General features: G+C 65.8%; 16 protein-coding genes. 14 read left to right on the top strand and 2 right to left on the bottom strand.

Going from position 1 to position 13574, the window contains the following annotated elements:
• From G3N99_RS22780 to G3N99_RS22815, 8 genes are all read left to right on the top strand, one after another.
• On the top strand, positions 1 to 613 hold a 613-nt coding region (locus tag G3N99_RS22780; RefSeq protein ID WP_206123537.1), incomplete at its 5' end, for a methyltransferase domain-containing protein.
• Positions 614 to 808: 195 nt separating this feature from the next.
• Positions 809 to 1333: a DUF2244 domain-containing protein gene (locus G3N99_RS22785; protein WP_046544359.1), complete on the top strand. Its 525-nt coding sequence runs from the start codon at positions 809 to 811 to the stop codon at positions 1331 to 1333.
• A gap of 55 nt (positions 1334 to 1388) precedes the next feature.
• Positions 1389 to 2984 carry a cytochrome c oxidase subunit II gene (gene coxB / locus G3N99_RS22790; RefSeq protein ID WP_011353278.1) on the top strand — a complete coding sequence of 532 codons (1596 nt, stop codon included), beginning with the start codon at positions 1389 to 1391 and terminating at the stop codon, positions 2982 to 2984.
• Between the two features lie 43 nt (positions 2985 to 3027).
• Positions 3028 to 4635 (top strand): cytochrome c oxidase subunit I, encoded by a 1608-nt coding sequence (gene ctaD / locus G3N99_RS22795; RefSeq protein ID WP_069248929.1) that lies wholly within the window; start codon positions 3028 to 3030, stop codon positions 4633 to 4635.
• Between the two features lie 80 nt (positions 4636 to 4715).
• Positions 4716 to 4856 (top strand): cytochrome oxidase small assembly protein, encoded by a 141-nt coding sequence (locus G3N99_RS22800; protein ID WP_174937785.1) that lies wholly within the window; start codon positions 4716 to 4718, stop codon positions 4854 to 4856.
• Positions 4857 to 4891: 35 nt separating this feature from the next.
• Positions 4892 to 5500, top strand: a complete 609-nt coding sequence (locus tag G3N99_RS22805) for a cytochrome c oxidase assembly protein (RefSeq protein WP_011353276.1) — start codon at positions 4892 to 4894, stop codon at positions 5498 to 5500.
• A 16-nt stretch (positions 5501 to 5516) separates the two neighbouring features.
• Positions 5517 to 5717, top strand: coding sequence for a DUF2970 domain-containing protein (locus tag G3N99_RS22810; protein ID WP_174937787.1), 201 nt, complete (start codon positions 5517 to 5519; stop codon positions 5715 to 5717).
• Between the two features lie 141 nt (positions 5718 to 5858).
• The gene (locus G3N99_RS22815; RefSeq protein ID WP_011353274.1) at positions 5859 to 6716 is read left to right on the top strand and encodes a cytochrome c oxidase subunit 3; all 858 of its coding nucleotides are present in this window, start codon (positions 5859 to 5861) and stop codon (positions 6714 to 6716) included.
• Between the two features lie 171 nt (positions 6717 to 6887).
• Here G3N99_RS22815 and G3N99_RS22820 read toward each other — a convergent pair whose 3' ends face one another.
• On the bottom strand, positions 6888 to 7097 hold the full coding sequence (locus G3N99_RS22820) for a twin transmembrane helix small protein (protein WP_011353273.1): 210 nt from the start codon (positions 7095 to 7097) through the stop codon (positions 6888 to 6890).
• 84 nt (positions 7098 to 7181) lie between these two features.
• Here G3N99_RS22820 and G3N99_RS22825 point away from each other — a divergent pair, with 84 nt between their 5' ends.
• From G3N99_RS22825 to G3N99_RS22845, 5 genes are read left to right on the top strand one after another with little or no spacing between them, the layout of a single operon-like run.
• Positions 7182 to 7892 (top strand): SURF1 family protein, encoded by a 711-nt coding sequence (locus G3N99_RS22825; protein ID WP_241011799.1) that lies wholly within the window; start codon positions 7182 to 7184, stop codon positions 7890 to 7892.
• 60 nt (positions 7893 to 7952) lie between these two features.
• Entirely contained in the window at positions 7953 to 8579 is a 627-nt protein-coding gene (locus tag G3N99_RS22830; RefSeq protein WP_174937790.1) for a cytochrome C oxidase subunit I, read from the top strand.
• Between the two features lie 24 nt (positions 8580 to 8603).
• Complete coding sequence (locus tag G3N99_RS22835; RefSeq protein ID WP_206123538.1) at positions 8604 to 9716, top strand: COX15/CtaA family protein; 1113 nt, start codon at positions 8604 to 8606, stop codon at positions 9714 to 9716.
• Positions 9717 to 9724: 8 nt separating this feature from the next.
• A complete protein-coding gene (cyoE, locus tag G3N99_RS22840; RefSeq protein ID WP_011353269.1) occupies positions 9725 to 10627 on the top strand; it encodes a heme o synthase in 903 nt (300 codons plus the stop codon).
• An 18-nt stretch (positions 10628 to 10645) separates the two neighbouring features.
• A complete protein-coding gene (locus G3N99_RS22845; RefSeq protein WP_046544363.1) occupies positions 10646 to 11263 on the top strand; it encodes an SCO family protein in 618 nt (205 codons plus the stop codon).
• Positions 11264 to 11412: 149 nt separating this feature from the next.
• Here the strand turns inward: G3N99_RS22845 and G3N99_RS22850 are convergent, their stop codons facing one another.
• Positions 11413 to 11703, bottom strand: coding sequence for a YciI family protein (locus G3N99_RS22850; protein WP_069248921.1), 291 nt, complete (start codon positions 11701 to 11703; stop codon positions 11413 to 11415).
• Positions 11704 to 11952: 249 nt separating this feature from the next.
• Here G3N99_RS22850 and G3N99_RS22855 point away from each other — a divergent pair.
• Positions 11953 to 13574: methyl-accepting chemotaxis protein (locus G3N99_RS22855; protein ID WP_241011798.1), on the top strand; the 1622-nt coding region annotated here is incomplete at its 3' end.

Raw genomic sequence — 13574 nt, forward strand, 5'->3', positions numbered from 1 at the left:
TGGCCCGCGCGTCGCGCAGGCCGATTTCGCCGCGCTGCCGTTCCCCGGCGGCGCGTTCGACCTGATCTGGTCGAATCTCGCGCTCCACTGGCATTCGCGCCCGGACGCGGTGCTGCCCGAATGGCAGCGCGTGCTGCGCGTGAACGGGCTGCTGATGTTCAGCACGCTCGGCCCCGATACCCTGCGCGAACTGCGCGCGGCCTGCGCCGACGCCGAAGCGGCGCTCGGCATGGCGCCGCCCGCCGCGCGCGTGATCGATTTCGTCGACATGCACGACCTCGGCGACATGCTCGTCGAGAGCGGCTTCGAGATTCCCGTGATGGATCAGGAAGTGCTGACCGTCACCTACAAATCCCCCGACTCCCTGCTGGCCGACGTGCGCCGCTGGGGCGCCTATCCGTTCGACCGCGAGGCGCCGCAGCGCGCGACGCGGCGCTTCCGCGCGGCGCTCGGCGACGCGCTGGAGGCCCGCCGGCGCGAGGACGGCACGATTCCGCTGACCTTCGAAGTGATCTACGGCCATGCGTGGAAGGCCGTGCCGCGCACGACTGCCGAAGGGCACGGGATCGTGCGCATCGAGGACATCGGAAAGGGGCGTCCGAAGAATCGGTAAAGCGGTAAAGAGGGGTTTTGTTATGTCTGAAATTAGCGGCGCAAAGCGGGGTCGAATTGGCGCCTAAAATGGCCGAAAAGCTTGTCGCGCTTGGCTCGCGGGCCGATAGTCGCTTGCTTGTGGATGCCATTGAACCCGCCTATAATGCGTCAGCTTGTCGTCCCGGGGTCCCCGCAATACGGGGCGACGAGTCCGATGCAGGCATGCATCGCATGCCATTCGCGTGAGGCGGCGATGGAAGCAGCGAGGGTTTTGGCGGAGACGACGAACGGCGAGCCGGTCCTCGAAGACTGGCTGATGAAACGCAACTGTTCGGCGTCACCGCGCCAGTTCGTGCTGTTTTACGCGTCGCTCGCGGGCTTCTCGCTGGTGATCGCGACATTGCTGATGTGGCGGGGGGCTTGGCTCGTCATGCCCTTCACCGGAATCGAGTTGCTGGCTGTGGGTGTCGCATTTGCGATCTATGCTCGCCATGCGGTCGATTACGAACGCATCAGGCTGTATCCGCACCGGCTCGTGATCGAGCGGATGGATGCGGAGCGGCTCACGCAGATCGAATTCAACCCGCGCTGGGTGCGGGTCGAGCCGGGTGCGACGCCACGCGATCCGATTCGGCTGGTATCGCGCGGGCAGACCGTCGTAATCGGGCAGCATCTCGCGCAGTACAAGCGTGCGCAGTTCGCCGACGAACTGCGCGTGTCGCTCAGGCGCTGCGGCTGACGAGGCGCGGGCACCGGCGGATATGGCCGGTAGCTTGCGACGGGGGAGGGTTTGAATGGAAATTTTGGGTAAGGATGCTATGAAAACAATCAAGCGAGCCCTCACGGGCGTGCTGGCATGCAGCGGATTGCTCTTTGCCGGTGCCGCCCTGGCGGTCGGTGATAGCCCGGGCGGCCCCCGCGTCAACGAGATCAACTTTCAGCCGCCTGTCACGAAGATCGCCGAGGAGCTCTACGATCTCCACACGATGATGCTCATCCTGTGTACGGTGATCTTCGTCGGCGTGTTCGGCGTGATGTTCTATTCGATCTTCGCGCACCGCAAATCCAAGGGCCACAAGGCCGCCAATTTCCATGAAAGCACGACCGTCGAGATCATCTGGACGATCGTGCCGTTCGTCATCGTCGTGCTGATGGCGCTGCCGGCGACGAAGGCCGTCGTCGCGATGAAGGACACGACCAACGCCGATCTCACGATCAAGGTCACCGGCTACCAGTGGAAGTGGGGCTACGACTACGTGAAGGGCCCGGGCGAGGGCATCGGCTTCCTGTCGACGCTCAGCACCCCGCGCGACGAAGTGATGGGCAAGAAGCCGATCACCGACACCTATCTGCAGGAAGTCGACAACCCGCTCGTCGTGCCGGTCAACAAGAAGATCCGCATCATCACGACCGCGAACGACGTCGTCCACTCGTGGTACGTGCCCGCGTTCGGCGTGAAGCAGGATGCGATCCCCGGCTTCGTGCGCGACACGTGGTTCAAGGCCGACAAGGTCGGTACGTTCCGCGGTTTCTGTACCGAGCTGTGCGGCAAGGAACACGCGTACATGCCGGTCGTCGTCGAAGTCCTGTCGGATGACGACTACGCGAAGTGGGTCACCGCGCAGAAGGCCAAGCTGGCCAGCGCCGCAGTCGATCCGAACAAGGTCTACACGATGGCTGAACTCGTCGCGCACGGCGAGGAAGTCTACAAGGCGAACTGCGCGGCCTGCCACCAGGTGAGCGGCAAGGGCCTCGGCGCCTTCCCGGCCATGGACGGCAGCCCGATCGTGAACGGCCCGATCGCCGGCCACGTCGAGCGCGTGCTGCACGGCAAGGGTGCAATGCCGTCGTGGGCGTCGCTGTCGGATCTCGACATCGCGTCGGTCATCACGTACGAACGCAATTCGTGGGGCAACCACAAGAACGACCTGCTGCAGCCGAAGCAAGTGGCCGACGCGCGTAACGGCAAGATGCCGGAAGACGCGGCGGGCGCAGCGGCAGCAGCACCGGCGGAAGCCGCTTCGGCGCCGGCGCAGGCCGCGTCGGGCGCAGAGCAGCCGGCGGCAGCGGCATCGGCCGCACTGTCGACGATCTACTTCGAGACGGGCAAGAGCGTGCTGCCGGCCGACGCGAAGGCGGCGATCGCCGCCGCGGCCGACTATGCGAAGGCACATCCGGACGCGAAGCTCGCGCTGTCGGGCTTTACCGACAAGTCGGGCTCGGCCGACGCAAACGCCGAACTGGCGAAGCATCGTGCACAGGCCGTGCGCGACGCGCTGAAGGCAGCAGGCGTGGCGGAAGACCACATTATTCTCAAAAAGCCGGAAACGATCACGGGCGGGGCGGACGCGAAGGAAGCCCGGCGTGTCGAGATCGGCCCGGCGGCTTGACGTGTCGCTGAGTTAGTCGACGTATTCGCATTAGGAGATTCTCATGTCTAGCATCGGGCACGACGTAGCCGCGGACCACGCGCACGACGACCACGCGCACGAAATGCCGCACGGCTGGCGGCGCTGGCTGTTCGCCACCAACCACAAGGACATCGGTACGCTGTACCTGTTGTTCTCGTTCATCATGTTCCTGTCGGGCGGCGTGATGGCGCTCGCCATCCGGGCCGAGCTGTTCGAGCCGGGCCTGCAGATCATGCGTCCGGAGTTCTTCAACGAACTCACGACGATGCACGGCCTGATCATGGTGTTCGGCGCGATCATGCCGGCGTTCGTCGGCTTCGCGAACTGGATGATTCCGCTGCAGATCGGCGCGTCCGACATGGCGTTCGCGCGGATGAACAACTTCAGCTTCTGGCTGCTGCCGGTTGCGGCCGTGCTGCTGGTCGGTTCGTTCTTCGCGCCGGGCGGCGCGACGGCCGCCGGCTGGACGCTCTACGCGCCGCTGTCGACGCAGATGGGCCCGGGCATGGACTTCGCGATCTTCGCGGTCCACATCATGGGCGCATCGTCGATCATGGGCGGGATCAACATCGTCGTGACGATCCTGAACATGCGCGCACCGGGCATGACGCTGATGAAGATGCCGATGTTCGCATGGACGTGGCTGATCACGGCGTACCTGCTGATCGCAGTGATGCCGGTTCTGGCAGGCGCGATCACGATGGTGCTGTTCGACCGTCACTTCGGCACGTCGTTCTTCAACGCGGCAGGCGGCGGCGACCCGGTGATGTACCAGCACATCTTCTGGTTCTTCGGCCACCCCGAGGTGTACATCATGATTCTGCCGGCGTTCGGGATCGTGTCGCAGGTGATCCCGGCGTTCGCACGCAAGACGCTGTTCGGCTATAGCTCGATGGTGTACGCGACGGCTTCGATCGCGATCCTGTCGTTCATGGTCTGGGCGCACCACATGTTCGCAACGGGCATGCCGGTCACCGGCCAGCTGTTCTTCATGTACGCGACGATGCTGATCGCGGTGCCGACGGGCGTGAAGGTGTTCAACTGGCTCGCGACGATGTGGCGCGGCTCGATGACGTTCGAAACGCCGATGCTGTTCGCGATCGGCTTCCTGTTCGTGTTCACGTTCGGCGGTCTCACGGGCCTGATGCTCGCGATGGCGCCGCTCGACATCCAGTATCACGGTACCTACTTCGTGGTGGCGCACTTCCACTACGTGCTGGTGGCCGGCTCATTGTTCGCGCTGTTCTCGGGCTGGTACTACTGGGCGCCGAAGTGGACGGGCTGGATGTACAACGAGACGCGCGGCAAGATCCACTTCTGGGCGTCGATGATCTTCTTCAACCTGACGTTCTTCCCGATGCACTTCGTCGGTCTCGCAGGCATGCCGCGTCGCTATGCGGACTACCCGGCGCAGTTCACGGACTTCAACCAGGTGGCGACGATCGGCGCATTCGGCTTCGGCCTCGCGCAGGTGTACTTCCTGTTCGCGGTCGCGCTGCCGGCCTACCGTGGCGGCGGCGAGCTGGAAAAGGCGTCGGACAAGCCGTGGGATGGCGCGGAAGGCCTCGAGTGGACGGTGCCGAGCCCGGCTCCCTTCCACACGTTCGAGCAACCGCCGCACGTCGAGTAAGTTTCACAGTGCGTTCCGCCGCTGCCTGCCGCGCAGGCAGGCGCGGCGGGCGCCGAATTGAAATTTCAGCGAAGTTTCAGATGAACCGGAATCCACAAGAAAGACGAACGCCCGAGCAGGTCCGCGCGGGCAACAAGCGGCTCGGCCTCATCCTGCTCGTCATCGCCGCCGTTTTTTTTGTGGGTGTCGTGATCAAGCAGTGGTGGCTGTCCACTCACTGATGCAGCAACAGACGCAGTAGCGAGGAAGTTGTCGTATGTCGAAGCCGGAAGAGGGCGCCGTCGATCGCGCGTTCAATCGTTCGATGCTGGTGAAGCTCTTCGTCGTGGCCGGGCTGATGTTCGGTTTCGGCTTCGCGCTGATCCCGATGTATCGTGCGATCTGCCAGATCACCGGCATCAACAACCTGGTGCAGCGCGATGTCAGCGAGCGCGAGGTGAAGAACTCGCAGGTCGACACCAGCCGCACGGTGTCGGTCGAGTTCGATGCGAATGCGCGCGGCCCGCTCGGTTTCAAGCCGGAGCACAACAGTCTCGACGTGCATCCGGGTGAGCTGACGACGATCGTGTACGACGTGACGAACGGGCAGGGCAGGCCGGTCGTTGCCCAGGCGATTCCGAGCTACGCGCCGAAGCAGGCGACGGAGTTCTTCAAGAAGATCGAGTGCTTTTGCTTTACGCAGCAGACGCTGGCCGCGAACGAATCGCGCAAGATGCCGGTGGTGTTCGTGATCGATCCGAAGCTGCCGAAGGACGTGAAGACGATCACGCTGTCGTACACGTTCTTCGAGCTGAATACGCCGGCCACGCCGGCGCCCGCGCCGGGCAAGACCGCGGCGCAGGGCGCGGCGAAGCCGGACGCATGACGACGGAGGCGAGGCGATGACGGAGGTCAAGCGGGGCGGGTCGTTCGGCCAGGCGCTGAAAGCCGTGCTGTGGTCGTTCTTCGGGGTGCGCAAGCGGCGCGACCTGGAGGCCGACGCGACGCAGCTGAATCCGCTGCACGTGTTGATCGTCGCGTTGCTGGCAGCCGGTTTGTTCATCGGCGTGCTGATCCTGATCGTGCGTGCCGTCGTGGGTTGAAGCCCGCGGCCACGAAGGAAGAATGCAGTGCGCGGCGTCACGGCGCCGCGTGCAGGAAGGAGCGGTGGTGGTCACGCCGCGCAAGAAATAAAGCCGGAGCGGTTTCCGGTACACAAATTGGACTGAAGTGGAGAATCAAGCATGAGCGGTCAAAACCAGACCCCGTACTATTTCGTGCCGCATCCGTCGCAGCATCCGATCAGCGCGGCCATCGGCCTGCTGGTCATGCTCGGATCGACAGCGCTGTGGATCAACGGTCACGACTGGGCGCCGTTTACGGCGCTGCTCGGCCTGCTTTGGTTGCTCTTTACGCTGTATCACTGGTTCGGCGACGCGATCGCCGAATCGGAAGGCGGTCACTACGGCAAGAACGTCGACAAGTCGTACCGCTGGAGCATGAGCTGGTTCATCTTCTCGGAAGTGATGTTCTTCGGCGCGTTCTTCGGCGCACTGTTCTATGCACGTGAAATCGCGCTGCATCAGCTCGGCAGCCTCGACTACAAGCTGATCTGGCCGGATTTCTCCGCCGTGTGGCCGAACGAAGGCCCCGCCGCGCTCGCCGGTCACTTCAAGACGATGGGCCCGTGGCCGATCCCGACGCTGAACACCGCGTTCCTGCTGTCGTCGGGCGTGACGCTGACGATCTCGCACCACGCGCTGCGTGACGATCATCGCAAGAAGGCGATCGCCTGGCTGGCCGCGACGCTCGCGTTCGGTATCTGCTTCCTGTTCCTGCAGGGCTTCGAGTACTACCACGCGTACAACGAACTGAACCTGACGCTGAACTCGGGCGTGTACGGTTCGACGTTCTTCCTGCTGACGGGCTTCCACGGTTTCCACGTGTTCCTCGGCGGCACGATGCTCGCGGTGGTGCTGGTGCGGATGATCCGCGGCCACTTCAAGCCCGATCACCACTTCGCATTCGAAGGCGCCGCGTGGTACTGGCATTTCGTCGACGTCGTCTGGCTCGGCCTGTACGTCGTCGTCTACTGGCTGTAAATGGAACAACGGCCCGCGCAGCAATGCGCGGGCCGTTTTCATTGGGTCGGCCGGGCAGCATGACTGCCGGCCTTCACCACCCGGGCGCCGCCGCGACTCAGTCAGGCGGCGCTTTTGCTTGGTGCTGCGGCCGTGCGGCGAAATGTCACAGCGGCCGCGGCGGCAAATCGATCAACGCCCGATCGGCAGGCCGGTCGAATGGATCCAGCCCATCCAGTTCGCGATCAGGATGAGCAGGAACAGCGACACCGACAGCCCGACGCGGGTGGCGAGCGACCAGACCATGCGTTTCGTGTGGCCGCGGTCGTGCATCATGAAGTAGAGCGCCGAGCCCATGCTGGCAATGATGAGGACGAAGGCGATGGGAACGAGTATGTGCATGACACGAACCGGACGACGGCAATTCGAAAGGAAGAGGATAATTATCGCACTTCGCTTTCGGGCATGTGCCGGGCGGGCCGCATGATGAAGATACGCTGGCTGCCTGCGCTGTTGATCCTCGTCGTCGTTGCGGTCACGATCCGTCTCGGTTTCTGGCAGCGCGACCGCGCGCACCAGAAGGAAGCGCTGCAGGCGAGCATCGAGCGCTACGAGCAGGCTGCGCCCGTCGACGTCGGCGCGCAGCCGATGCCGCTCGCGTCGATCGAGTTCCATCGCGTGCGTGCGACGGGCCGCTTCCTGCCCGACCAAGCCGTGTTCCTCGACAATCGGCCGTATAACGACCAGCCGGGTTTTTACGTCGTGATGCCGTTTAAACTCACGGGCGGCGGCGTCGTGCTCGTGAACCGCGGCTGGCTGCCGCGCAATATTTCCGATCGCACGGCGATCGAGCCGTTCGCGACGCCCGCGGGCGACGTCGAGATCGTGGGCATCGCGCGCGCCGACGCGTCGCGGGCGTTCGAGCTCGGTGAAGGCGGGTCGGCGGCGCACCAGAAGATCCGGCAGAACCTGGACGTCGCCGCGTATGCGAAGGAAACGGGGCTGCCGCTTCAGCCGTTCGTGATCCAGCAGACGAGCGACGACGGCGACAAGCTCGTGCGCGACTGGCCGGCGGCGACGACCGGCGTCGAGCGCAATTACGGTTACATGTTTCAGTGGTGGGCGATGGCGGCGGCCGCGCTCGGCTTCGGCCTGTACGCCGCGCGGCGTGCGGCGAAGAAGTCGGCCGGCGCGTGAGTGCCATGCCAGGACGCGGCGCCGGCGCCGCGGGTTCGTTTCGAGAGGTCTGATTTGTCCATGCAATCTTCCCGTCAGGGTCCGGCCGCTGCGCCGATCTCGCCCGCGGCCCGCAAGCGCGGCCGCTGGATGCTCGTGCTGCTGGGTCTCGTGTGCGCCGCACCGATGATCGCGTCGTACTTTACCTATTACGTGATCAAGCCGAAGGGCGGCTCGACCAACTACGGCACGCTGATCGAGCCGCAGCGTCCGATCCCCGCAGATCTGCAGGTGACCGACGAAACCGGCAAGACCGTGCCGCTGTCGTCGCTGCGCGGCGTGTGGCTGTTCGTGATGACCGACCGCAGCGCGTGCGACGACGCGTGTGCGCAGAAGCTTTATTTCATGCGCCAGATCCGCGTCACGCAGGCGGGCGAGCGGCACCGCCTCACGATGGTGTGGCTGCGCAGCGATGCGGGCGCGATGCCGCAGAAGGTGCTGGACGCGTACCCCGACACGCGCCGTCTCGTCGCCGACCCGGCCGCGGTGGCCGCGTGGCTGCCGGCCGACGCCGGCACGAAGGACAGCGACCACATCTATATGGTCGATCCGAACGGCAACCTGATGATGCGTTTCCCGAAGGATCCGAATCCCGGCAAGATCAAGGCGGACGTGACGAAGCTGCTGAAGTGGTCGAGCATCGGCTAAGGCAACACGAGAGGCAATGAACCGATGTCGTATCTACTGCAACTCGGCCTGATCGGCTTCTGCATCGCGCTGCTGCCGCTGTCTTACGTGTGGGTGAAGGCCGACGACAACAAGTTTCGCAAGCTGGTGTGGATCACCACCTTCCTGACGCTCGACCTCGTGATGTTCGGCGGCTTCACGCGGCTGACCGATTCGGGGCTCGGCTGCCCGGACTGGCCCGGCTGCTACGGCACGTCGTCGCCGTTCATCGCGCACGCCGCGATCACGGCCGCGCACCAGGCGATGCCGACGGGCCCCGTCAGCATGTCGAAGGCGTGGATCGAGATGATCCACCGCTATTTCGCGATGGCGATCGGCGTGCTGATCATCGCGCAGGTCGCGATCGCGTGGACCGCGCGACTGCGCCGCCGCCCGCTGCACGTGTCGCCGTGGTGGCCGACGAGCCTGCTGCTGCTGATCCTCGTGCAGGGCGCGTTCGGCGCGTGGACGGTCACGATGAAGCTGCAGCCGGTGATCGTCACGATCCACCTGCTGCTCGGCCTCACGCTGCTCGGCACGCTCGGCTGGCTCGCGGCGCGGCAGACGCCGCTGCCGTCGTATGACCCCGAAGCCGGCCGCTATCGCGCGGCTGCGCTCGCGGCGCTCGTGCTGCTGGTCGTGCAGATCGCGCTCGGCGGCTGGGTGAGCACCAACTACGCGGTGCTCGCGTGCACCGACTTCCCGACCTGCAACGGCCAGTGGATCCCGCCGATGGACTTCCAGCACGGCTTCCACCTGTGGCGCGCGCTCGGGATGACGAAGGACGGCGACGCGATCACGCAGGACGCGCTGGTCGCGATCCACTGGACGCATCGCACGTTCGCGTTCGTCGTGGTCGCGTACCTGGTCGCGTTTGCGCTGAAGATGCGTCGCTTCGAGTCGCTGCGGCGGCCCGCGAACGGCGTGCTGCTGGTCGTCCTGCTGCAGTTCGTGACGGGCCTGACCAACATCGTGCTGCAGTGGCCGCTGCCGGTCGCCGTCGCGCACAACGGCGGGGCCGCGATCCTGCTGCTGCTCGTCGTCATGTTAAACTTTCGCATCCTTTCAAGCCGCCCCGGCCGTGTCGCGCAGCCTGCGCGCGACGCCGCCCCGGCGTGACCGCCCCCATGCAAAGCACCCTCTCCCAATCGCCCGGTAGCCGGTTTTCGCAATACATGGCGCTGACGAAGCCGCGTGTCACGCAGCTCGCGGTGTTCTGCGCGGTGATCGGCATGTTCCTCGCGACGCCGGGCATGGTGCCGTGGCACGTGCTGATCGGCGGTACGGTCGGCATCTGGCTGCTGGCCGGCGCCGCGTTCGCGATCAACTGCCTCGTCGAACAGAAGATCGACGCGATGATGCGTCGCACCGCGTGGCGCCCGTCCGCGCGCGGCGAGATCACGACCCCGCAGATCCTGATCTTCTCGGCCGTACTCGGCAGCGTCGGCGCATGGACGCTCTATACGTTCACGAACCCGCTGACGATGTGGCTGACGATCGCCACCTTCGTCGGCTACGCCGTGATCTACACGCTGCTGCTCAAGCCGATGACGCCGCAGAACATCGTGATCGGCGGCGCATCGGGTGCGATGCCGCCGGCGCTCGGCTGGGCCGCGGTCACCGGCGCGGTGCCGGGCGACGCGTGGATCCTCGTGCTGATCATCTTCGTGTGGACGCCGCCGCATTTCTGGGTGCTCGCGCTGTATCGCCGCAAGGATTACGAGAACGCCGGGCTGCCGATGCTGCCCGTCACGCACGGCGAGAAGTTCACGCGGCTGCACATCCTGCTGTACACGGTGATCCTGTTCGCGGTCACGCTGATGCCGTTCATCTCCGGGATGAGCGGGGCTGTCTACCTGACGAGCGCGGTGCTGCTCGGCGCGGTGTTCCTCGCGTATGCGTGGAAGATCCATCGCGACTATTCGGACGAACTCGCCCGCAAGGCCTTCCGCTACTCGATCGTCTATCTGTCGCTGCTGTTCGCCGCGCTGCTCGTCGATCACTATGCACGCCCGCTGCTCGGCGTGTAACCGCACGGTTTGAACGCAATGCTCCAATCACGGTTCGGGCGCCGCGCGCGCCAAGGCTGGATGCTCGCATGCGCATTCACGGCAGCACTGCTGCTCGCCGGATGCGACAACGCGCCGAAATTCCAGAATCTCGACATCACCGGCAACACGCAGTTCGGCAGCGACTTCTCGCTGCCCGATACGGCCGGCAAGGTGCGCACGCTCGCCGACTTCAAGGGCCGTGCGGTCGTGATGTTCTTCGGCTATACGCACTGCCCGGACGTGTGCCCGACGACGATGGCCGAGCTGTCCGAAGCGCTGAAGCAGCTCGGGCCCGATGCCGCGAAGCGCGTGCAGGTGCTGTTCGTCACCGTCGATCCGGAGCGTGACACGCCGGCGCTGCTCGGCCAGTACGTGCCCGCGTTCGATCCGTCGTTCATCGGCCTGCGGCCGGCCGACGAAGCGGCGCTGAAGAAGGTCACGAAGGATTTCCGCGTGTACTACGCGAAGGTGCCCGGCAAGACGCCCGGCAGCTACACGATGGATCACACCGCAGCGAGCTACGTGTTCGACCGCGACGGCAAGCTGCGCCTGTTCGTGCGCGATGGCCAGGGCCCCGGCCCGTGGGTCCACGACCTGAAGCTGCTGGTCGACTGACCAGTCGCCGCCGGGCGCCCGGCCTGGCGATCACGTGACGGCCGCCACGCGCCGTCACGCTTTCCCTCTCGATTCGTTGTTTGAATGCTGCCCGTCGGGCGGCGTGTCGGCCTGCGCGCGCCTCGCGCAGGGGCCGCGCAGGCGTCGCGTTACGGCAGCGCGGGCACGTTGAAGCCGGAGGCGGCACGCGTGATCCGGAATTCCGTCACGCGATACGTGGCGAGCCCCTCGATGACGAACGGATCGGTCTTCAGGATCGCGTCCAGCTCGTCGCGATCGATGCGGGCCGCGAGGATCACGCCGCCTTCGCGCGGCACCTTCGGCCCGGCCGCGATGAAGATGCCCTTGTCGAACTGCGGCTGCAGAAATGCGCGGTGGCGTTCGAGCGCGTCGTCGATGCGCTCGAGCGATGCGGTGTAGTGAATGTCGATGACGTACATGGATGGCCCCCGGAATGGTGCCGGCTCTTCGTGTGCCGGCTGGCCGGTCTTTTTAGCACAGCGGATGCGGACTGTCGCGTCGGCGGTCGCGGTGCGGGGCGGTGCGCAGGCGGCATGTCGATCGCCGGTTCGCAGTGCCTGCTCGTATTCAAGTTGTAAGCCTCGGTGCCGTAAATAAATGGGCAAGCGTTTGCGCGCGGCAGGCCGTTCGCGCGCAGCGTGCGCATCGACATCGACAAAGGCACGCAGATGAGCAGAATGAGTTTGAACCGCAAGCTGTGGCTCGCGCTTGCGCTGGTATGGATCGGTCTCCTGGGCGTCGGCGCATGGAGCGCGTACGAGACGCGCGCGACGATGCTCGCCGAACGCAAGGCAGGCATCGCGAATCTCGTCGATTCGGCAGCCGGCATCGTGAAGGCGTATCACGCGCTCGCGCAGAGCGGCACGCTGCCCGAGGCCGACGCGAAGCGCGACGCGCTCGCGAGCCTGGCCGCGATGCGCTACGGCGATTCGGGCTACGTGTTCGTGATGGACTCGAAGCCGGTCGTGCTGATGCATCCGACGCTGCCGAAGCTGGTCGGCACGCAGGTCGGCGATTATCTCGATCCGGACGGCAAGCCGCTGTTCGTCACGATCCTGAACGCCGCGAAGGAAACCGGCAGCGGCTTCGCCGAGTATCGCGGGCGCCTGCCGCACAGCGAGACCGCCGTGCCGAAGATCAGCTACGTCACGCGCTTTACGCCGTGGGACTGGAACATATCGAGCGGCGTCTTCCTGAAGGACATCGACACCATCTATTACCGGACGCTGCTCGGCCACCTCGCGGTCGTGTTCGTGATCGGCTTCGTGATCAGCGCGGCGATGCTCGTGATCATCCGCAACGTGCGCAGCAGCCTCGGCGGCGAGCCCGACGAAGCGGCCGCGCTCGCGACGCGCATCGCGCAGGGCGACCTGACGCAGCCGGTGCCGGTGCGCGAGGGCGACCGCACGAGCATGATGGCCGCGATGCACGACATGCAGGCACGGCTGCAGGCGACGATCGGCGGGATTCGCCAGTCGGCCGGATCGATCGCGTCGGCGAGCCGCCAGATCTCGGCCGGCAACGACGACCTGTCGCAGCGCACCGAGGAGCAGGCCGCGTCGCTGGAGGAAACCGCCGCGAGCATGGAGCAGCTGACCGCGACGGTGAAGCAGAACGCCGACAACGCGCGGCAGGCGAGCGGGCTGGCGAACAGCGCATCGGAGATCGCGCGCACCGGGAGCGACGTCGTGAACCGCGTGATCGGCACGATGGGCGAGATCGACGACAGCTCGCGCAAGATCGCCGACATCATCGGCGTGATCGAAGGCATCGCATTCCAGACCAACATCCTCGCGCTGAACGCGGCGGTCGAAGCCGCGCGCGCCGGCGAGCAGGGCCGCGGCTTCGCGGTGGTCGCGGGCGAAGTGCGTTCGCTCGCGCAGCGCAGCGCGACGGCGTCGAAGGAGATCCGCGAGCTGATCGTCGACTCGGTCGAGCGCGTGCGCAACGGGTCGACGCTGGTCGGCCAGGCCGGCACGACGATGGGCGAGATCCTGCAGGCCGTCGCACGCGTGACCGACATCATGGGCGAGATCGCGGCCGCGTCGGAGGAGCAGGCGAGCGGCATCACGCAGGTCGGGCGCGCGGTCACGCAGATGGACCAGGTGACGCAGCAGAACGCGGCGCTCGTCGAGGAGGCCGCCGCGGCTGCCGCGTCGCGGCAGGAACAGGCCGCGCGGCTGCGCGAGGCGGTCGGCGCGTGCCGGGTCGGCGGGCAGGGGGGCGAGCCTGCATTCGACGCGAAGGGGAAGGAACGGGAGGTGGTGGAGGGGAGGCCGCGGGGTGTGGG

The organism is Burkholderia sp. Ac-20392, from assembly GCF_017104585.1.
Classification (GTDB): Bacteria; Pseudomonadota; Gammaproteobacteria; order Burkholderiales; family Burkholderiaceae; genus Burkholderia; species Burkholderia lata.

Excerpts from the sequence above, each read along its gene's own strand:
- G3N99_RS22785 (WP_046544359.1), top strand. The coding sequence starts at position 809 with ATGCAGGCATGCATCGCATGCCATTCGCGTGAGGCGGCGATGGAAGCA.
- coxB (WP_011353278.1), top strand. The coding sequence starts at position 1,389 with ATGGAAATTTTGGGTAAGGATGCTATGAAAACAATCAAGCGAGCCCTC.
- ctaD (WP_069248929.1), top strand. The coding sequence starts at position 3,028 with ATGTCTAGCATCGGGCACGACGTAGCCGCGGACCACGCGCACGACGAC.
- G3N99_RS22800 (WP_174937785.1), top strand. The coding sequence starts at position 4,716 with ATGAACCGGAATCCACAAGAAAGACGAACGCCCGAGCAGGTCCGCGCG.
- G3N99_RS22805 (WP_011353276.1), top strand. The coding sequence starts at position 4,892 with ATGTCGAAGCCGGAAGAGGGCGCCGTCGATCGCGCGTTCAATCGTTCG.
- G3N99_RS22810 (WP_174937787.1), top strand. The coding sequence starts at position 5,517 with ATGACGGAGGTCAAGCGGGGCGGGTCGTTCGGCCAGGCGCTGAAAGCC.
- G3N99_RS22815 (WP_011353274.1), top strand. The coding sequence starts at position 5,859 with ATGAGCGGTCAAAACCAGACCCCGTACTATTTCGTGCCGCATCCGTCG.
- G3N99_RS22820 (WP_011353273.1), bottom strand. The coding sequence starts at position 7,097 with ATGCACATACTCGTTCCCATCGCCTTCGTCCTCATCATTGCCAGCATG.
- G3N99_RS22825 (WP_241011799.1), top strand. The coding sequence starts at position 7,182 with ATGAAGATACGCTGGCTGCCTGCGCTGTTGATCCTCGTCGTCGTTGCG.
- G3N99_RS22830 (WP_174937790.1), top strand. The coding sequence starts at position 7,953 with ATGCAATCTTCCCGTCAGGGTCCGGCCGCTGCGCCGATCTCGCCCGCG.
- G3N99_RS22835 (WP_206123538.1), top strand. The coding sequence starts at position 8,604 with ATGTCGTATCTACTGCAACTCGGCCTGATCGGCTTCTGCATCGCGCTG.
- cyoE (WP_011353269.1), top strand. The coding sequence starts at position 9,725 with ATGCAAAGCACCCTCTCCCAATCGCCCGGTAGCCGGTTTTCGCAATAC.
- G3N99_RS22845 (WP_046544363.1), top strand. The coding sequence starts at position 10,646 with ATGCTCCAATCACGGTTCGGGCGCCGCGCGCGCCAAGGCTGGATGCTC.
- G3N99_RS22850 (WP_069248921.1), bottom strand. The coding sequence starts at position 11,703 with ATGTACGTCATCGACATTCACTACACCGCATCGCTCGAGCGCATCGAC.